We start from the raw sequence: 18193 nt of genomic DNA on the forward strand, positions 1-18193 counted from the left end.
AGTTTATATTTTAGTTAGTTATCACCTTTATCAACTTGTAGAAACAAGTCAATATTGGCAATGGATGTAACACAAATATATACTTGGAAGTACCCGAATATGAAAAAGTTACCCACTACAATACCCATACAAGAACAACTTTTTTCTGCAAAATCGATTAGAATACGCAATATGTTACCACAACAAGATGAATTTTGTTATCTTCATCAAACAATAATCACCAAGTACCATAACCAATTATTAACTGTTAACTGAACTAATCTTTTTTAAGAAATGAGATTTACTTTTTTGATCTTATTGCTCTATCTACTGCCCAATTGTTTGGCTAAAGCTCAAGATCCTATTGGCTTGCCCCAAGTGACAAGTTATACTGGTTTGGACTATGGAGCGGGTACACAAAACTGGGGTATTGCCCAAGACGGTCAGGGAGTTTTATACTTTGCTAACAATGAAGGCCTATTGACTTTTAATGGAGCTTATTGGAAGCGTTATCCTTTTCCAAACAAAACAGTTGTAAGGTCGGTTAAAATAAATAAACAAGGAAAGGTCTTTGTGGGTGCACAAGACGAAATCGGTTATTATTATCCCAATAAAAATGGAGTGCTGACCTATAAATCACTTAAAAACCTTATCCCGGCAGGGGACAGGCAGTTTGCAGATGTCTGGAATATTGTATTGCTTAATGATGAAGTATATTTTAGGACGGTTAACAAAATATTTAGGTTAAAGAACAATAAAATAGATGTATACAGAACCCAGCTCACTTGGGTTTATATGGGCGTGGCCAACAATGAAATTGTAGCGCAAGAAATAAATATTGGCTTAAAGACCTTAAAAGATGGGAAATGGGTCGTCAAATGCAATGACCCAAGGATCATCAACTCAAATATTACTGCCTCCCTTCCTTACCGAGGAGATACACTATTGATCACTACTTTAAAAGATGGTTTATTCTTATTAAAGGACAATAAACTGATCAAAAAAAGCAGTCCGCTTGATCCCATATTTTATAGTGATCGATCAATGGTGCAATTCAGATCAACGATGACCTTTATGCTTTGGGTACCACTTCGTCGGCATTATTGATCATCAACAAGAAAGGGGTTTTAGAAAGACAGTTTTCTTATGCCGAAGGACTGTTGAATAACAATATCCGAAGTATTTTTATCGACCATCATCAAAACCTCTGGCTTGGACTTGATGATGGGATTTCCTTTATTGCATTTAACAGTGCAATCAAACATATCTATCCAGATCGGAACAAACAGATCTCGAGTTATGCTAGCCGAATTTTTGATCATAAATTATATGTAGGTACCTCAAATGGACTTTTTTCTGCACCTGTAAGTCTTGGCCAGACCGATATCAGCAATAGCAAATCTAAATTTGCTGAAGTAAATAATACAAAAGGTCAGACCTGGGGCTTAGCAGAAATCAATAAACACTTATTGTTGGCCAATGAAGAGGGGGCTTTTGATATTAAAGGCAATAATGCAAAACAATTATACGATGCAATAGGCACCTGGTTGTACAGACCACTAGGAGATAAGGTAATTACAGGTACTTATACAGGTTTGCAGATACTGGATTTTAAAAATGATGAATTTATAAACAATCGTAATTTTCTGTCGTTAAATGAGCCATTAAGGTTTGTGGCCATTGATAAGAAGGTCAATTGCATTTGGGCCGCACACCCTTACCGTGGCATTTTTAAGATGGATCTTCTGCAGATGGTCAGCAGATCATTAAAACAACTTTGCTTACAGAGAAAGACGGCTTACCATTAACATTATATAATTATGTGTTTGCGCTTAGGAATAAGATAGTTGCGGCAACAGCCGATGGAATTTATGAGTATAATGCCAAAAAGAAGAAATTTGAGGTCAGTACTTTTTTTAGACCGATTTTTAAGCATATCCCAATTCAATGTTTGGTAGAGGATGCAACTGGGAAATTATGGTTTGTATCAGATAAAAAAGTAGGTGTAGTTGATTTAAAGAAGAAATCTGGAAACCAGAATTTTACCATTGTCGAACTTCCTGAACTAACGCAAAAAATAGTAGCCGGTTTCGAAAATATATATCCTTATAACGACAACAATATATTTATAGGCGCCAATAAGGGATTGATTCACTTGGATTATCAGAAATATGCTGCTAATATCTATAAACCAAATGTATTATTGGGCCAGGTGCGTATTGTAGGTAAAATAGATAGCTTGCTGTTTGGTGGATATTTCAATGATACTAAGAACAAAAAGAAATACATTGCTAAATTACCTTATCGCTTCAATTCATTACATTTTGAATATGCATCAACCTTGTTTGAGCAAAGGGAGAACATAGAGTACAGTTTTCAATTGAAGGGCTACGAAGAGGATTGGTCGGCATGGAGCAGCAAAAGCGAAAAGGATTATACCAATTTGGCGCATGGCAATTATACATTTAAAGTTAAGGCAAGGAACAATCTGGGTAATGAATCAGAGCCTGTTAGTTATAGTTTTACCATTGCCCCGGCTTGGTATAGAAGTAATTTGGCCTATATCATTTATTTTATAGGTTTTATTTTTCTGTTGTACCTGATCATCAAGCTACAGGAAAAGGAGCATCAAAAAGAACAGGATAACCTAAGGCAAAAACATCAATTGGAGATAGAGCGAAACGAACAGCAGATTACCAAATTACAGAAGAAACAGTTAGAGGCTGATGTAGAGTTTAAGAACAAAGAGCTGGCAACCACTACCATGCATTTGGTACAGCGGGGCAAATTGCTTTCTAAAATAGGTGATGAGTTGTTGCCTTTGGTGCAACAGACAACGCATAAAGATACGGCTAACGATATAAAAAAGGTAATACGCTTATTGAACGAAGCTAAAAAACTGGATAACGATTGGGACCAGTTTGCCGTTCATTTTGACCACGTGCATGCCAATTTCTTGAGTAACCTTAAAGATAAATATCCAAACCTTAGTCCAAGCGACCTTAAACTCTGTGCCTATCTAAAAATGAACCTGTCTTCAAAAGAGATTGCCCAACTGCTCAACATCACCTCAAGAGCGGTAGAAGTAAGCCGATATCGCTTACGGAAGAAATTGGGGCTAAAACCTGAAGTGAACCTCTTCGATTTCTTGTTCAATAAAAGCTAATTAATGACTATTGAATACCTATTTGGCTAATTCACAGCACTTGTAATATACTTTCACCTTTTGTTCTTTAACAGACCAGGCAATGTAGATTTTAGTGTCTTTACCGAGCCTATAATCAAAACCATTTAACATGGTTTTTTTAAGCTCGTTATAAAATTCCTTATCAGGGACATTGTTATCTGGTTGTTCTTGTTCGGTAACCGCTGGAATAAGAAAGTGTTGTTCATCAAAGAAATAATTGATTTCATCATTGAGGAATTTTACTTTTTCTTCTTCTTTTTTCAGTTCGGCACTGGCCAGGTAACTTTTTAAAAGTTCATCAGCTTTGATTCTCTTGTTTGTATATCTGTACACCTTTATAGGAGGTGATGGTAAATAAAAGCGACATATCCTTCGCCTTTTCACCTTTTAGGGCAATTTTAAAGGTATCCAGTTGAACGGTATCTGAAAATGCCTGTAAAGCAGTTTTTGCTGTATCTAGTGCCTCTTTTTTGGAAGGATTTGAGTTACAGGCAGTAAAAAACAGTGCAGGAATGAGCAAGAAGAGATAAGAAGATTTCATGAGTATGATGAATTAGTAATCGAAGATAAAAAAATATCCTAAAAAACTATTTTTTGCAGGTCTTCTGGTGTATCGATGGCAATGGTTTCAATATCGGTTACTTTGGTTTTGATCTGATAACCATTCTCCAACCAGCGCAATTGTTCAAGGCTTTCGGCCAGCTCTAAAGTAGAGGGCGTCAATTTGGTAATGGCTAATAATGTAGTAGTCTGATAGCCATAAATACCAATATGTTTATAAAACTGATGCGCCTTTGCCCAATTTTCCTGGGCTGCATTACGGATATAAGGAATAGGGTTGCGGCTAAAATAAATGGCTTCTTGGTTAATATTGATCACCACCTTGGGGATATTGGCATTAAATAGTTCGCTGTCTTCTTTGATCTCTTTTGATCAAGGTGGCCAATTGTACATTTGGATCTTCAAAACAAGAACGTACCAACGAAATTTGTTCGGGATCTATAAAAGGTTCATCACCTTGGATGTTGATCACCACATCAAAACCTGTAAATTGCTGGGCTACTTCAGCACAACGGTCTGTTCCGCTCTGATGGCCGGAGTTGGTCATTACAAAAGCGCCACCGAAACTTTTAACCACTGTTGCAATCCGCTCATCATCTGTAGCTACAACAACATGATCTAGAATCAGCTTTTAAAGCCTGCTCATAAACCCTTTGGATCATGGTCTTTCCACCAATATCTACCAATGGTTTACCAGGAAATCTGGTAGACGCAAAACGAGCAGGAATAATGCCTAAGGTTTTCACAAATTAACTAAAAAAGTCCGTTGATTTCTGCTTCAATCGCTTGAATTACCGTACCCAGATCTTCAGGACTATTGGTAAAATCAAGTTTGTCTTTGTCTAAGATCAATAATTTACCCAAACTGTAATTCTTGATCCAGGCTTCGTATTTTTCGTTCAGTTTAGATAAGTAATCGATTCGGATACTCGCTTCGTACTCACGGCCACGACGTTGGATATTGTTAACCAAAGTAGGTACAGAAGCCCTAAGGTATACCAACAAATCTGGAGGTTTGATAAATGAAGTAATGTTATCAAATATAGCCTTGTAATTATCATGGTCGCGAGAAGTCATCAGGCCCATTTCATGAAGATTGTCTGCAAAAATGTGTGCATCTTCATAAATGGTACGATCTTGGATCACATTGCGTTTATTGGTTTCAATTTCTACGATTTGTTGAAAACGACTATTTAAGAAATAGATCTGGAGATTGAAACTCCAACGTTTCATGTCTCCATAAAAATCTTCTAGATAAGGATTGTTATCTACAGCCTCATAGAGTGCTTCCCATCCATAATTTTTGGCAAGAAGGCCAGTTAATGTAGTTTTCCCTGCGCCAATGTTTCCAACTATTGCTATGTGCATATTTTTTCTGATGATTTGAGCGTACGTTTTGTTTGAAGCATTTGGTTAAACGCTTCACGTTACACAATACTACTACTAAAAACTTTTAAAACCTATTAATTCTCTTACTTCTCTGATTGTTTTTTGAGCACTTTCTCTTGCCTTTAAAGCACCGTGTTTGGCCACTTGGCGAAGGTAGGCGGTGTCTGCCGCAATTTCATTGATTCGCTCGCGCATTGGAGCAGTGGTAATGATCATGTCTTCTGCCAATTGTTTTTTGAAATCGCCATAACGGATGGCCATTTTGTTGTATTGTTCGTCAAAATGAGCAACTGTATCAGCTGATGACACAATCTTCATCAGGTCGAATAGGTTTTGTATTGCTTCTGGCTTTTCTTGGTTTTCAGCGGTAGGTCCACTATCGGTAACTGCTCTAGAAACCTTTTTACGGATCATCTCTGGTGTATCAGATAAATAAACAGCATTACCTTCGCCCTCAGATTTGCCCATTTTACCTTTTCCGTCCAATCCTGGTACTTTTACCAAGTTTTTAGAATAACTGAAAGCATAGGGCTCTGGGAAATACTCCTGGTTGTATAAGCGGTTAAAGCGATTGCCAAAAGTACGGGCCATCTCTAAATGTTGCTCTTGGTCTTTACCAACCGGAACTTTTGTGGCTTTATGGATCAAAATATCAGCAGCCATCAATACAGGATAGGTCAATAGGCCTGCATTAACGTTATCTGGATTGCCACGAACTTTATCTTTAAATGAAGTGCTACGTTCCAATTCGCCCATGTAGGCATTCATGTTCAGGTACAGATACAATTCTGCAATTTCTGGTACATCAGATTGGATATAGATGGTGGTTTCTTCTGGGTCTATACCACATGCCAAATATTCAACCAAAACATGTTTTACATTTCCATGTAGGTCCGCTGGTGTTGGATGTGTAGTGAGTGAATGTAGATCCGCAATGAAAAAATAACAATTGTACTCATGTTGCATCTGTACAAAGTTTTTTACTGCGCCGTAATAATTTCCTATATGTAATTTTCCTGTAGAACGTATTCCGCTTACAACCGTTTCTTTCATGTTGGCGAAATTAAAAATAAATTATGAGCAAAATGTATTCTTTAATCAGTTTTCTGCTTACAATCTATCACTGGCCATAAAAACACCAATGAATAACGATCTATAGTGTGCTTGATACACATATATTAAGACTAAAAAGGCCACCTCAATGGGCAGCCTCTTTGTTTTGTTAAGGAATAATCAACGATTTCCGTTCAACCGTATGCGCACTGAAAAACCCTAATGCGCCACCTTTAATATTACTTTGCGGATTGGCAGGAGCCGCACCATCAAGAGAGCCATTGGCATTGGCCAGGCTGAACAGATAAGTATACACGGCTGCATCGATGGAATGCATTTCGGCTGTTAACTTGTCGCCCCTCATAATGTTTTTACTGGAGTTTTTTGTGGTGTTCTCAAAAACCAGGTAGTCATTTACTTCTTGACCAGCAGTAAATTCGTCGTTCAATACTTTATATTGACTTTGAAGTTTGTCGTTGATATACTGCTGGAACCAATAATAGTTGGTTACACCTGCAGGATCTTTGAATTTAACCATTGGCGTTGTTCTTGTCGTATCGTAATCGCTAGGTTTTAACTTGAAATCTAAAAAAGGCACAATTGCTGGCATTTTGCTCGAGGCCGTAAAGATTTCACCATTGATGTTCACATTAAGTTTGTAGGTCTCTCCGGGGGTACCATTAACCAAGTTGCTTTTGTAGATACCCTTTCCGGTTTCTGTTAAGGTTACAATACCACCATTGTATTCTATTTTTACAATGGCACCACTAACGCCATCAAATTGGTTACCCTGGGCAAGACTTTTAGTTTGACTGATATTTACCCTACAACTACCAGCTTCATTAGTGATCATACCTTCAATTACATATTTTGGAGTATTATCTTTTGGTGTAAGTTGTATGGGGTCTTCGCAGGCCCATAAAAAGCTGAAACTTGAGAAGAATAGAAGACGATATATAAATTTCATAGGTTAGAATTTAAAATTATAAGAAATAGAAGGAATAAACCTAAACAAGGTTGTTCTGATGGCTTCTGTTTGGTTGGGGTCTGTTTCACTATCTTTAAAGGTAATGCGGTATGGGTTTTTCCTTCCATAAGCGTTATAAAGACTAAAGCTAAGCTCAGAAGAAAATTTCTTGGTCTGTTTTAACAAGTGTGTAGCCCCCAAGTCCAATCTGTGATAAGCTGGCATACGATCGGCGTTGCGCTCAGAAAAGTAATAATAACTCTGGCCCAACATGGTGTATTTTCCGTTAGGAAAAGTAATTGCATTTCCTGTTGAATATATCCAATTGGCAGAAACAGTCCATTTTTTACTCAATTGATAAATGCTTACCAAAGAGATGTCGTGTGTTTTGTCCTGTCTGGCATTGTACCACTCATTATTGTTGATTCCATCTATTTTTCTTTCGGTTTTAGAAAGCGTATAGCCTAACCAGCCAGTTAACCTACCTGTTTTCTTTCTGATCAAGAATTCAATTCCATAAGCTCTGCCTTTACCAAATAGCAATTGGGTTTCTATAGGTTTATTGGTAAAGATATCGGCACCATTACGGTAATCAATCTGGTTTTGCAAAGTTTTGTAATAAGTTTCTGCGGTAAATTCAAAAGCATTGCCAAGAATATTTTTATAATAACCAAGAGATACCTGGTCGCTCAGTTCTGGCTTAATGAGATTAGTACTAGCTACCCATCTGTCTGTTGGAGAAGCAGAATTTGAGTTAGAGATCAGGTGTAGGTTTTGTGCATTCCTTACAAAAGATGCTTTGATTGAAGTAGCGCTATTTAATTGATAGGAAGCAGCTAACCTAGGCTCTAGGTTAACGTATGTTTTAACCAACTCTCCACTTTTATAGCTTGTACTGCCTGTTACATCACTATCACTATCTAGTGTGTAATAATCGCCTTTGCCAAATATGCTAAATGCAGAAACCCTCAAGCCATAAGTAAGGCTGAAAGTATTACTTGCCTTCCAAGTGTTACTGATATAAGCTGCATTCTCAATAGAATACCTGTTCTGCAGGTTTTGAGAAATGAAACCAGAATTACCAGTAGCTTGTACCTCGCCAGGTTTGATGGTATGGTAGATAGAGTTGACCCAAAACTGATGGTATTCTTGTCGTTGGCATACCATTGCAGGTCTTCCTTAAAATTCCAATCACGGAGTCTGCGAAAAAAGCGTCAAAGAGGTTTCATCATTGTTGGCACGTATCTTATAATTGTAATTGCTGAAGATCAGGGATGTATTTGAAAAAAGCTTGCTGCTAAATACATGGTTCCAACGCAGGGTAGAGGTGGTGTTGCCCCAGTTGATTCCAGAGAGATTATCTGAAGTTAATACATCCTTTCCAAAGTATCCTGAAATATACAAACGGTCTTTGTCGCCCAATATGTAGTTGGCCTTTAGGTTAAGGTCGTAAAAGTATAATTGTGTGTTTTTTACGGAAGTATCACTAGAAAGTTTTAAGAACATATCGGCATAAGTTCTACGGGCAGAAATTAAGAAAGAAGATTTTCCTTTCTGTATCGGTCCTTCTACATTAAGTCTGGCGGCAATTAGACCAATACCGCCGCTTACGCCAAACTTCTGGTTGTTTCCGTCGTTCATTTTTACGTCAAGCACAGAAGATAGGCCACCGCCATATTGTGCTGGCATTCCACCTTTATAGAGGGTTACGTTTTTGATCGCATCAGAATTGAATGTAGAGAAAAACCCCAAGAGGTGGGAGGCATTATAAACTGGAGCTTCATCTAATAGAATCATATTTTGGTCGGCACCACCGCCACGAACAAACATCCCTCCGTTGCCTTCGCTCCCAGATTTCACACCTGGTAACAATTGTAAGGTCTTGATCACGTCTGGTTCACCCATTAATACGGGCACACTTTTGGTTTCTGCAATACTTAACCTTTCCATGCCCATCTGGGTATTTTTAATATTCCTTTGGGCACTTGTAGCGGTTACCGTTACGGTTTCCAATTGGTTCTGTTCATCTTCCATCGAAATGTTGAGCGCCAAGTTCTTATCCAGGGTAATGTGTTGGTTATAAATCTTAGAACCAATCGTTTTTACTTCTATATCATAATCTCCCTTTGGTAAGCTGATGGAGTAAAAACCATATTCATTACTTGTGGCCATTAACTTTGTTGTACCAGTAATCTTGATTGTTGCTGCAATGATGGTTTCGCCAGTACTTTGCGATTTGATGGTACCACTAATGGTGTATTTCTCTTGTGCGACTGCCGGATTAGCCGCCGGACCGGCCGTTACCTTCTTTGTTTTTGAAGGATCTAAACGGATAAATACCTCTTTGTCTAATTGACTAAATAGCAAAGGTTCGTCTGCAAAAGCCAATGTTAAGATTTCTTTTAACATTTTGTCTTTAGCGCTAACCGTAATTCTGATTTTACTTTTGGCTACTTGTTCGTTATAAGTGAATTTGATACCACTTTCGGTGGTTATTTTATCCAGTGCATTTTTAAGAAGCTCGTCTTTTAGCTGGATGCTCATTTTTTTTTCGAGTATGTTTTGAGCATGCGCCTGCGATTGTACCATGATGAGTAACAGTAAGATGATCGCAATAAGGATCAAGAACCTTTTCGGTTCGATTTTGTTCATTTTGTGTGGGTTTATTTTTATGCTTCCTTTACCAACTTATCGATACATTTTTTGATAAGCTCGTTTAGTATTCATAACTTTATTTAACAATTGATTTATTGCCCTATAGTTCTCAAGGCTTGGGCATTTAAATTGAGATAGGTATTTGCCTGGTTCTGCATTGCAGGGTCAGGCATTTATTTGGTAATTACATATTGTCCTCCATTTCTTTTCCATTTGATTTCCATAACTGTACAGAGTTTATTTAAAGTTTGTGTAATAGGTTCATTTAGGTTTAAGTTTCCATAAAAGTTGGTAGCGATCAAGTCTTGGTCCATTTGAACTTCAATACCATACTGAGTCTCCAAGTCTTTGATGACTTCCGTTAGTGCCGTTCCTTGGTATTCATATAGACCTAACCGTCTATGTAAAAAGGAAGCGGCACCTGGGAAATCAATTTTGGTTAGTTGGGATGTTGTTTTGTCAACGATGATCTGTTGATTGGGCAACATGATAAGGTTTTTAGTGTTAAGGGCCACCGCTACCTTTCCACTAACCAGGGTTACATTTATGGTGTGTTTTTGTTGATAAGCATTGATGTTGAATGAGGTTCCAAGTACGGTTGTACTTACTTTTCCTGTTCGGATAATAAATGGATGTTTGGCATCGTGTACGACTTCAAAAAATGCTTCCCCATCCAAACTAACCAGTCTTTGGTCAGCTGTAAACCTGCTCGGATAGTTTAATTTACTATTAGGCCCCAACCATACTTTAGTCCCATCTGCCAACTTCAATTGTTTACGTTGTCCATTGGTGCTCATGGCCTGCTGTTGTTGTACGGGATGGATGAGATTGGATAGGTTATCCTTGAAAAAAAACAGACTTGCAAAAACAATAAGGATACTTGCCGCAACGGCAATGAGCCTGTAAGGAAACAGTTTTCTTTTGGTAAGAGCCGTTTCGTTGGCCTGTTGTTCATGAATCGGAAGGAACTGAGGGGTTAAGCCTGTATCCGGAATAGCTTGTGTATCATCCCAAGTATCAGATAGGAGTGAAATGAGCATGTCGTCATTTTCAGGATTGCGCAAAAGTGCAAAAAACTCTTCCAGCTCTTGTGCCGTACACTGATTGGTAACATATAACTGATATAAATGGTTTAATCTAGGCTCTTTCACCATATGGTTCAACTACTGTATTTGGCTCCGTTGCCAAAAACATTTATACCTAATACAATTGAAAAAAGGGAGAGGACTAGTTGGAACGAAAATAATTTGAGGCAGCCATCAAAAAGCAGATGATACTTCCGTTCTTGCTCACATAATTACGGATAAACTTAGTGGCTTCAACCATGTGGTTTTTGACTGTGTTTTTAGAAATATTGAGTTTTTTGGCAATCTCATCATGACTTAGCTCTTCATTCCTGCTCAGCTGATAGATATCTTCTTTTGTGGGGGCAATTGCGCAATGGCCTCTTCATAGGTTTTGAGCAGTTCTTTTTCCAATAAGCTATCTTCAGCATTATTCCTGATCAAACTCAGGTAGTTGAAAAGCTCATTCTGCAATGTCTTTTCTCTAGCAACTTTCTTAAGATGATTGAGTACATGGTTTAAAGTAATCTTTTTGAGATAGGCCCCAAAATGCAATTCTGGATTAAGTTGCTCGCGTTTTTGCCAGATCTTGATAAAAACCTCTTGTACAATTTCTTCTGCTACAACCGTCGATTTGCTGAGTTTCAAGGCATAGGTATAAATTTTGCTCCGATATTGATTGTAGATTTCTTCAAATGCAGTGGCATCACCGTTCTTGAGTTTGATCAACAATGCATCGTTTTCGAGAATATTTATTATTGGTGTAGACATATGCACAATGGCCGCCAATGTTAAATAAATTATTTTGCACTAAAAAATAGTTTGCCAAGTCCATTTGTTAATTATTAGTTAAAAAATAGCTTTGAATAGTTCATCAAACATTAAACTAATTTTAAGGGAAGCCAGGTTTTTCTAAAAATAAGATAAATAAAATGTCCATAATTTGTATTTTTGATTTAGATGGTCAAGTTGCTCAAAAGAATACATTTTTTTTATTTTTCGTTTTGCATTGTATTTTTCTTTTTTCTGTTTTGGCCACTCTATTACTTAGGTACGCGAAAGCCGAAATACTATCTTTATCTCAATAAACTAAGAGCATTCCATGCCCTGATCAGTACCTTGTTGGCAGGTGTTTACCTCAATTTCAAGTTCGAAAAGAAGCTTGATCCCAAACAGACCTATATCTATTGTGCCAACCATACCTCTAATCTGGATATTGTTCTTTTTTGCCTGTTGGCCAAAGGCAGGTATCATTTTATGGGCAAGGAAGAACTGACCAAAAACCCTGTATTAGGCTTGTTTTTTAAGACGATAGATATTGCTGTTTCTCGCGAAAGTAAGATATCGGCCTTTAGGGCATTTAAAAAAGCAGGAGAAAATCTAGAAAAGGGGATGAGCCTGATCATTTTTCCAGAAGGAAGAATCGATGACCTTTATCCACCAATTTTACATGAGTTTAAAAATGGTCCTTTCCGATTGGCCATTGAAAAAAATATTCCCATTGTTCCCGTAAGTATCGTCAATATTTGGCAATTGATGTGGGACAATGGCTACACCTACGGCACAAGGCCTGGTATTGGTGATATTTATGTGCACGAACCCATTTTAACTAGTATCTTAGCCGTTGAAAGTGCTGATGCCCTAAAAGAAGAAGTTTTTAAAAAGATCAATAGTAAACTCCTACATCATGATAATTGATAAACAAACGGTCCATAAAGTAGCCGACCTAGCTCGGATAGCCATAAAAGATAACGAGGTTGATACATTAACTGTAGAAATGAATAAGATACTTACTTTTATGGAAAAGCTGAACGAGCTTGATACCGCAGGTGTTAAACCCTTAGTTTACATGAACGAAGAAGTGAATGTGTGGCGTGAGGATGTAGTGAAACAAGAAATCAGTGTTGCTGATGGATTGAAAAATGCTGCTGAACACAACGAAAGTTTCTTCTTTGTGCCTAAAATCATAGAAAAGTAACCGTATCTGTAACATTATATAGGGAGAGCCTGTCTAAAAAAGAAAAAACAAATGGAGAAAGCATTGATTACCATTAAAGATATAGGTCGTAAATACGTTATTGGTTCAGAAGTTATTCACGCATTAAAATCTGTAAGTCTAAGTATCAACAAAGGAGAGTTTGTAGCCTTGATGGGCCCTTCAGGTTCTGGTAAATCTACTTTGATGAACATTTTAGGCTGTTTGGATACACCAAGCAAAGGCGATTACATCTTAAATGGCATTAATGTGAGCCACATGACCGACAATGAGTTGGCCGAAGTGCGAAACAAAGAAATTGGTTTCGTTTTCCAGACGTTTAACTTATTGCCACGCTCTACCTCATTAGATAATGTGGCATTGCCATTGATCTATGCCGGAGCTGGTAAAAAAGAACGCGACCAACGTGCTACAAAAGCATTAGAAAATGTAGGCTTGGGTAATCGTGTTACGCACAAACCTAACGAACTTTCTGGTGGTCAGCGTCAACGTGTTGCTGTTGCAAGGGCATTGATCAATAATCCTTCTATCATTTTGGCCGATGAGCCGACAGGTAACTTGGATACCAAAACCTCGATAGAGATGATGGGTTTATTAGAAGAGATCCACAGTAAAGGAAATACCATTATCTTAGTAACCCACGAAGAAGATATTGCGCAACATGCACATCGTATTGTGCGTATGCGAGATGGTTTGATCGAAAAAGATTACCTGAATGAGGATATCAAAACTGTATCTCCAAGATTATCCAATTTAGAGAAAAAAGGAGACGACTTCGAAAGCATCCAGTAATAGATTTGTGAATTGAGCATAAATTTGAAACTCTATTTTGGTTTCAGATACATATCTCATATCTTGCTACTCAAATCTGATTTGATGAAGCCTTTTGGTCTATTTTTGGTAGGCGGGCTCGTTATGATTAAAAACTAAGTTAATACGGATGAAAATTTATACAAAAACAGGAGACAAAGGTCAGACCTCATTGATTGGTGGTACCCGAGTGCCTAAATATCATGTACGTATCGAGACTTATGGTACTGTTGATGAACTCAATTCATATATCGGTTTGATCATGTGTCAAGAGATAGAAGTGCATCATCAACAGGTTTTAAAGGAAATCCAAGATAGGTTATTCACAATTGGGTCATCTTTAGCTTCCGATCCCGAACGTTCTAAAATGAAAATCCCTAATCTGCTAGAAAGCGACATTACGCTTTTGGAGCAAGAGATGGACGATATGAATGAAGTTCTACCCGCTTTGAAACATTTTGTGTTACCTGGTGGAAATACAGTTGTATCTTATTGTCATTTAGCGCGTTGTGTTTGTAGAAGGGCAGAGCGATTGGCGGTGCAATTGGCAGCTGATAGTTTTGTTGACAGCAATATTACAATTTATTTAAATAGATTAAGCGATTATTTGTTTGTTTTGGCCCGTAAACTGAATGCGGATGCTAAGACAGCAGAAAACATATGGATACCACGAATTTAAATGGTGGAAAAAAATATTTGTTTTGCTCATTTTTTTTAACATACTTTTGCGCTTTCAGAATTAAGAATAATTAATATTAAGAATATGTATTGGACATTAGAACTCGCATCGCACTTGGAAGACGCTCCATGGCCTGCAACAAAAGACGAATTAATAGATTACGGAATCCGTTCTGGTGCACCTGTAGAGGTGATTGAAAATTTACAAGCTTTGGAAGATGATGGTGAGCCTTATGAAACGATTGAAGAAATCTGGCCAGATTATCCGACCAAAGATGACTTCTTTTTTAACGAAGATGAATATTAAAATCTCAAACGACTAAAAGCCCCGATGTAAAATTGGGGCTTTTTTTATTTTACAGAACAATTTAGTGAGGTTGTTGTTAATGTTTAGGAAATGAAATCATAAACACATTCATCAATTAAAACTAAATGTTATGGGAAATCTACTTTATGTTATCGCGGTTATTTTGGTCATTATATGGGCAATTAGCTTTTTAGGAGGTTATTATACAGGTGGAATCATCCATTTGCTATTGGTTATTGCAATTGTGGCTATTCTTTTGAGAGTCGATCAAAAGCGCAGCCTAATCTTATCGCTCGTCATTTCGGATAAACAATAGACCGGCATTAGCAGGATATTCGGAATGACGATTTTTATTTTAACAAGAAATTAGCTAATTCCAAGTCCTCAGGATAAGTAATCTTTAAGTTGTTCCTTTCACCTTCAACCAAGTTGATGGTAAAGCCAGCTTTTTCTACAACAGTTGCATCATCCGTAAATTTGGCTCTATAGGCTTGTTGGTAACCTTTTCTCAATTGGCTGATCTCAAAAACCTGTGGGGTCTGTATCATCACCAGTTCATCTCTGTTGATCACTTTGCTCTGATACTCGGTTTTGATACTTCTTACCGAGTCGCTGGGTTTGATGCAACAAATCGCATTGCCATTTTCTTCGGCACTTTCAAAAGTATTGGTGATCAGTTTCTGGCTAACTAGTGGTCTAACTGCATCGTGTACAGCTACAATGCCTTCGCCTTTAATGGCCATTAAACCATTTCTTACAGAGTGAAATCTTTGGTCGCCACCTTTGATCAATAAATGAGGAATGTTAAAATCATATTTTAAACGAAGTTCCTCCCAATATTGATGTAGGTCTGGGTGCAGTACAAGGATAATTTCTGGTTTAAAAGGAGAGGAGTGAAAAGCCGAGATGGTGTGCATGAGCACTGGCTTGTTCTTGAGCAATAAAAACTGTTTGGCAATTGCATTCTGCATCCGCTTACCAGAACCACCTCCAACAATTATTGCGTAATATTTCATTTTAGTATTTAGATTTTAGTATAAAGTACTTAGACAAAAACTATCTAAATACTTTATACTAAGTACTAATATCTAGATAATCAACATCGCATCGCCATAGCTATAGAAACGATACTTTTCTTTTAACGCTACTTGGTATGCATTCATTACATTTTCGTATCCACCAAATGCACTTACCATCATCAATAATGTTGATTCTGGTGTGTGGAAATTGGTAACCATACAATTTGCAATGCTAAAATCATATGGAGGGAAGATGAACTTACTGGTCCAATCGTTGGCCTCTTTTAATCTTCTGTTAGAAGAAACAGCAGATTCGATGGCACGCATTGAAGTAGTACCAATGGCACAAATCCTTTTCTTGTCGTCAATGGCTTTGTTTACGATGTTAACCGCAGGTTGCTCGATGATGAACTGCTCAGAATCCATTTTGTGTTTGGTTAGGTCTTCTACCTCAACTGGTCTGAATGTACCCAAACCAACGTGTAAAGTAACCTCGGCAAAGTTGATGCCTTTCAATTCCAAACGTTTCATCAATTCTCTACTAAAGTGCAAACCAGCAGTAGGCGCTGCAACAGCACCTTCATGTTTTGCAAAAATAGTCTGGTAACGTTCTTTATCTTGAGCTGTAGCTTTACGTTTGATGTATTTTGGAAGTGGCGTTTCGCCTAATATCTCCACATTTTTTCTGAATTCTTCATCAGTACCGTCAAATAAGAAACGGATGGTACGTCCACGACTTGTCGTATTGTCAACTACCTCGGCAACCAAAAGGTCATCATCGCCAAAGTATAATTTGTTTCCAACACGATCTTACGAGCTGGATCTACCAGAACATCCCATAAGCGTAATTCTTTATTCAATTCGCGAAGTAAAAAAACTTCGATAGTTGCACCAGTTTTTTCTTTGTTGCCGTATAAACGAGCAGGAAAAACTTTAGTGTTGTTTAGGATCATTACATCCTGGTCATCAAAATACCCTAAAATATCTTTGAAGATCTTATGCTCAATCTTGCCGCTATCTTTGTGCAAAACCATTAAACGGGCTTCGTCTCTATTTTCTGCAGGATTGTTCGCCAAAAGCGATTCAGGTAAATTAAACTTAAATTGAGATAACTTCATGTTTTTTTGATGTAGTAAATTAGGGCGCAAATTTACGTATTTTAATTCTTTTTTTCGCAATTAATAATTAAAGGCACAAGCGTTTAAAATATTTATAATGTATTTTTTATAATATAGTGGGGCAACTGTAACCTTTTTAGGTATTTTTGGTCTAAACTGTATGATGATGATTTTTAGACTAGTTGGTGAGAGTTTCAGATTTGCATGGGACGCCCTTCGCCAGAATAAACTCAGAACAATGCTCTCTTTATTGGGCATATCCATTGGTATCTTTATCATTATCGCCGTTTTTACCGGTGTAGACACCATGCGTAACAAGCTACAGAGTAGTGTAGACAAACTTGGGTCTAAAACCATCTTTATCCAGAAATGGCCATGGATCTTTAGCGGTAACTTTCCTTGGTGGAAGTATGTCAATCGCCCTGAGCCTTCTTTAAGGGATTATATTTCTTTAAAAGACCGTATGGAAATGGCACAAGGTATTTGTTTTGAAGCCTCTGCAAACAACCGTACCATTAAATATAGAAGTAACTCTGTTGAAGGAGCTACATTAAATACAGCTACACAAGAATATGATCAGACTTGGACCTTAGAGTTCCAGGATGGGAGGTATTTTACGGAAAGTGAAGGAAAATCCGGATCTCCGGTATGTGTTGTAGGGGCAGATATAGCAGACGGTCTGTTTGACGGACAAGACCCAATAGGTAAACAGGTGAAGATCATGGGACGTCGAATAACCGTTGTAGGCGTGTTCAAAAAGGAAGGTGATGACATGATGGGGATGTCGCAGGATAAAAACGTACTCATTCCACTCAATCTGGCCAAAAGTATGTTTGATGTAGAGAATGAAAGATATAATCCACAGGTTACGGTAAGGGGTAAGGATAACGTGAGTTTTGAAGATGTTGAAAGTGAATTGAAAGGATTGATGCGCTCCATCCACCGTTTAAGACCAGGACAGGAAGATGATTTCTCGCTAAATAAGACTACCATGATCTCTAACCAATTGGATGTAATGTTTGGTGTGGTGAAGGTAGCAGGTTGGATAATTGGAGGTTTCTCTATCTTGGTAGGTGGTTTTGGTATTGCCAACATCATGTTCGTTTCGGTAAAAGAAAGGACAAACATTATTGGTATACAAAAATCTTTGGGTGCCAAAAACTACTTTATCCTATTGCAGTTTATCTTTGAATCAGTTGCGCTTTGTATCATGGGCGGTTTGCTCGGACTTGGACTGGTCTATATTTTAACGTTGATTGCCACCCACGGTTTTGATGTCGAGATCATCCTCTATATGAGCAATATTATATTGGGTATTGGCGTATCGGTCATGATCGGATTGATATCAGGGTTTTGGCCAGCCTATTCGGCTTCAAGACTGGATCCTGTAGAGGCGATACGTTCTTAAAA

At 37.8% G+C, this 18193-nt stretch carries 22 protein-coding genes and 2 pseudogenes; 10 read left to right on the forward strand and 14 right to left on the reverse strand.

Annotated features, from left to right (window positions below; translation table 11 throughout):
- The first annotated feature begins 273 nt into the window (after positions 1-273).
- The 3 genes from ACFJIZ_RS04290 to ACFJIZ_RS04300 are packed head-to-tail and all read left to right on the forward strand — an operon-like array spanning position 274 to position 3145.
- Positions 274-1086, forward strand: a complete 813-nt coding sequence (locus tag ACFJIZ_RS04290; protein WP_379090977.1) for a hypothetical protein — start codon at positions 274-276, stop codon at positions 1084-1086.
- On the forward strand, positions 1059-1787 hold the full coding sequence (locus ACFJIZ_RS04295) for a two-component regulator propeller domain-containing protein (RefSeq protein WP_379090979.1): 729 nt from the start codon (positions 1059-1061) through the stop codon (positions 1785-1787). Before ACFJIZ_RS04290 ends, ACFJIZ_RS04295 begins: the two co-directional genes overlap by 28 nt.
- Entirely contained in the window at positions 1757-3145 is a 1389-nt protein-coding gene (locus ACFJIZ_RS04300; RefSeq protein WP_379090981.1) for a triple tyrosine motif-containing protein, read from the forward strand. Before ACFJIZ_RS04295 ends, ACFJIZ_RS04300 begins: the two co-directional genes overlap by 31 nt.
- Positions 3146-3163: 18 nt before the next feature.
- Here the strand turns inward: ACFJIZ_RS04300 and ACFJIZ_RS04305 are convergent, their stop codons facing one another.
- From ACFJIZ_RS04305 to ACFJIZ_RS04360, 12 genes and pseudogenes are all read right to left on the reverse strand, one after another.
- Positions 3164-3499, reverse strand: a complete 336-nt coding sequence (locus ACFJIZ_RS04305; protein ID WP_379090983.1) for a hypothetical protein — start codon at positions 3497-3499, stop codon at positions 3164-3166.
- The gene (locus tag ACFJIZ_RS04310) at positions 3465-3707 is read right to left on the reverse strand and encodes a hypothetical protein (RefSeq protein ID WP_379090985.1); all 243 of its coding nucleotides are present in this window, start codon (positions 3705-3707) and stop codon (positions 3465-3467) included. Before ACFJIZ_RS04310 ends, ACFJIZ_RS04305 begins: the two co-directional genes overlap by 35 nt.
- Before the next feature lie 38 nt (positions 3708-3745).
- Complete coding sequence (locus ACFJIZ_RS04315) at positions 3746-4045, reverse strand: cytidylyltransferase domain-containing protein (protein WP_379090987.1); 300 nt, start codon at positions 4043-4045, stop codon at positions 3746-3748.
- Between the two features lie 19 nt (positions 4046-4064).
- Positions 4065-4473, reverse strand: a pseudogene (locus ACFJIZ_RS04320) (cytidylyltransferase domain-containing protein).
- 7 nt (positions 4474-4480) lie between these two features.
- Positions 4481-5095 (reverse strand): deoxynucleoside kinase, encoded by a 615-nt coding sequence (locus tag ACFJIZ_RS04325; RefSeq protein ID WP_055131444.1) that lies wholly within the window; start codon positions 5093-5095, stop codon positions 4481-4483.
- Positions 5096-5170: 75 nt separating this feature from the next.
- Positions 5171-6169 (reverse strand): tryptophan--tRNA ligase, encoded by a 999-nt coding sequence (gene trpS / locus ACFJIZ_RS04330; protein ID WP_379090990.1) that lies wholly within the window; start codon positions 6167-6169, stop codon positions 5171-5173.
- 169 nt (positions 6170-6338) lie between these two features.
- On the reverse strand, positions 6339-7136 hold the full coding sequence (locus tag ACFJIZ_RS04335; protein WP_379090992.1) for a DUF4249 domain-containing protein: 798 nt from the start codon (positions 7134-7136) through the stop codon (positions 6339-6341).
- A 3-nt stretch (positions 7137-7139) separates the two neighbouring features.
- Positions 7140-8303: a TonB-dependent receptor plug domain-containing protein gene (locus ACFJIZ_RS04340; protein WP_379090994.1), complete on the reverse strand. Its 1164-nt coding sequence runs from the start codon at positions 8301-8303 to the stop codon at positions 7140-7142.
- Between the two features lie 24 nt (positions 8304-8327).
- Positions 8328-9788, reverse strand: coding sequence for a carboxypeptidase-like regulatory domain-containing protein (locus tag ACFJIZ_RS04345; RefSeq protein WP_379090996.1), 1461 nt, complete (start codon positions 9786-9788; stop codon positions 8328-8330).
- A gap of 176 nt (positions 9789-9964) precedes the next feature.
- A complete protein-coding gene (locus ACFJIZ_RS04350) occupies positions 9965-10945 on the reverse strand; it encodes a FecR family protein (RefSeq protein ID WP_379090998.1) in 981 nt (326 codons plus the stop codon).
- 73 nt (positions 10946-11018) lie between these two features.
- The gene (locus ACFJIZ_RS04355; protein WP_379093885.1) at positions 11019-11225 is read right to left on the reverse strand and encodes a sigma factor-like helix-turn-helix DNA-binding protein; all 207 of its coding nucleotides are present in this window, start codon (positions 11223-11225) and stop codon (positions 11019-11021) included.
- Positions 11192-11626 carry an RNA polymerase sigma factor gene (locus tag ACFJIZ_RS04360; RefSeq protein ID WP_379091000.1) on the reverse strand — a complete coding sequence of 145 codons (435 nt, stop codon included), beginning with the start codon at positions 11624-11626 and terminating at the stop codon, positions 11192-11194. Before ACFJIZ_RS04360 ends, ACFJIZ_RS04355 begins: the two co-directional genes overlap by 34 nt.
- Positions 11627-11815: 189 nt before the next feature.
- Between ACFJIZ_RS04360 and ACFJIZ_RS04365 the strand changes: the two genes are divergently transcribed.
- The 6 genes from ACFJIZ_RS04365 to ACFJIZ_RS04390 all read left to right on the forward strand — a co-directional run bounded on the left by ACFJIZ_RS04365 (position 11816) and on the right by ACFJIZ_RS04390 (position 14962).
- Entirely contained in the window at positions 11816-12553 is a 738-nt protein-coding gene (locus ACFJIZ_RS04365; RefSeq protein ID WP_379091002.1) for a lysophospholipid acyltransferase family protein, read from the forward strand.
- Positions 12543-12833 carry an Asp-tRNA(Asn)/Glu-tRNA(Gln) amidotransferase subunit GatC gene (gatC, locus tag ACFJIZ_RS04370; protein ID WP_379091004.1) on the forward strand — a complete coding sequence of 97 codons (291 nt, stop codon included), beginning with the start codon at positions 12543-12545 and terminating at the stop codon, positions 12831-12833. Before ACFJIZ_RS04365 ends, gatC begins: the two co-directional genes overlap by 11 nt.
- 51 nt (positions 12834-12884) lie before the next feature.
- Entirely contained in the window at positions 12885-13643 is a 759-nt protein-coding gene (locus tag ACFJIZ_RS04375) for an ABC transporter ATP-binding protein (RefSeq protein WP_379091006.1), read from the forward strand.
- 148 nt (positions 13644-13791) lie between these two features.
- Positions 13792-14340, forward strand: a complete 549-nt coding sequence (locus ACFJIZ_RS04380) for a cob(I)yrinic acid a,c-diamide adenosyltransferase (protein WP_379091008.1) — start codon at positions 13792-13794, stop codon at positions 14338-14340.
- An 84-nt stretch (positions 14341-14424) separates the two neighbouring features.
- A complete protein-coding gene (locus tag ACFJIZ_RS04385) occupies positions 14425-14646 on the forward strand; it encodes a DUF2795 domain-containing protein (RefSeq protein ID WP_008240955.1) in 222 nt (73 codons plus the stop codon).
- 130 nt (positions 14647-14776) lie between these two features.
- Positions 14777-14962 (forward strand): lmo0937 family membrane protein, encoded by a 186-nt coding sequence (locus ACFJIZ_RS04390; protein WP_379091012.1) that lies wholly within the window; start codon positions 14777-14779, stop codon positions 14960-14962.
- 34 nt (positions 14963-14996) lie between these two features.
- Here the strand turns inward: ACFJIZ_RS04390 and ACFJIZ_RS04395 are convergent, their stop codons facing one another.
- Together ACFJIZ_RS04395 and queA are read right to left on the reverse strand one after the other, a co-directional pair.
- Positions 14997-15662, reverse strand: a complete 666-nt coding sequence (locus tag ACFJIZ_RS04395) for a 2-C-methyl-D-erythritol 4-phosphate cytidylyltransferase (protein WP_379091014.1) — start codon at positions 15660-15662, stop codon at positions 14997-14999.
- Between the two features lie 72 nt (positions 15663-15734).
- Positions 15735-16783 (reverse strand): annotated as a pseudogene (gene queA, locus ACFJIZ_RS04400) (tRNA preQ1(34) S-adenosylmethionine ribosyltransferase-isomerase QueA).
- 163 nt (positions 16784-16946) lie between these two features.
- Here queA and ACFJIZ_RS04405 point away from each other — a divergent pair.
- Entirely contained in the window at positions 16947-18191 is a 1245-nt protein-coding gene (locus ACFJIZ_RS04405) for an ABC transporter permease (RefSeq protein ID WP_379093888.1), read from the forward strand.
- Positions 18192-18193: the final 2 nt, after the last annotated feature.

Source organism: Pedobacter sp. UC225_65 (assembly GCF_042698365.1).
Lineage (GTDB): Bacteria > Bacteroidota > Bacteroidia > Sphingobacteriales > Sphingobacteriaceae > Pedobacter.

Coding starts and splice junctions, on each gene's coding strand:
- ACFJIZ_RS04290 (WP_379090977.1), top strand. CDS start 274: ATGAGATTTACTTTTTTGATCTTATTGCTCTATCTACTGCCCAATTGT.
- ACFJIZ_RS04310 (WP_379090985.1), bottom strand. CDS start 3,707: ATGAAATCTTCTTATCTCTTCTTGCTCATTCCTGCACTGTTTTTTACT.
- ACFJIZ_RS04380 (WP_379091008.1), top strand. CDS start 13,792: ATGAAAATTTATACAAAAACAGGAGACAAAGGTCAGACCTCATTGATT.
- ACFJIZ_RS04385 (WP_008240955.1), top strand. CDS start 14,425: ATGTATTGGACATTAGAACTCGCATCGCACTTGGAAGACGCTCCATGG.
- ACFJIZ_RS04325 (WP_055131444.1), bottom strand. CDS start 5,095: ATGCACATAGCAATAGTTGGAAACATTGGCGCAGGGAAAACTACATTA.
- ACFJIZ_RS04365 (WP_379091002.1), top strand. CDS start 11,816: ATGGTCAAGTTGCTCAAAAGAATACATTTTTTTTATTTTTCGTTTTGC.
- ACFJIZ_RS04360 (WP_379091000.1), bottom strand. CDS start 11,626: ATGTCTACACCAATAATAAATATTCTCGAAAACGATGCATTGTTGATC.
- ACFJIZ_RS04375 (WP_379091006.1), top strand. CDS start 12,885: ATGGAGAAAGCATTGATTACCATTAAAGATATAGGTCGTAAATACGTT.
- ACFJIZ_RS04340 (WP_379090994.1), bottom strand. CDS start 8,303: ATGGTATGCCAACGACAAGAATACCATCAGTTTTGGGTCAACTCTATC.
- ACFJIZ_RS04405 (WP_379093888.1), top strand. CDS start 16,947: ATGATGATTTTTAGACTAGTTGGTGAGAGTTTCAGATTTGCATGGGAC.
- ACFJIZ_RS04395 (WP_379091014.1), bottom strand. CDS start 15,662: ATGAAATATTACGCAATAATTGTTGGAGGTGGTTCTGGTAAGCGGATG.
- gatC (WP_379091004.1), top strand. CDS start 12,543: ATGATAATTGATAAACAAACGGTCCATAAAGTAGCCGACCTAGCTCGG.
- ACFJIZ_RS04390 (WP_379091012.1), top strand. CDS start 14,777: ATGGGAAATCTACTTTATGTTATCGCGGTTATTTTGGTCATTATATGG.
- ACFJIZ_RS04345 (WP_379090996.1), bottom strand. CDS start 9,788: ATGAACAAAATCGAACCGAAAAGGTTCTTGATCCTTATTGCGATCATC.
- ACFJIZ_RS04350 (WP_379090998.1), bottom strand. CDS start 10,945: ATGGTGAAAGAGCCTAGATTAAACCATTTATATCAGTTATATGTTACC.
- trpS (WP_379090990.1), bottom strand. CDS start 6,169: ATGAAAGAAACGGTTGTAAGCGGAATACGTTCTACAGGAAAATTACAT.
- ACFJIZ_RS04335 (WP_379090992.1), bottom strand. CDS start 7,136: ATGAAATTTATATATCGTCTTCTATTCTTCTCAAGTTTCAGCTTTTTA.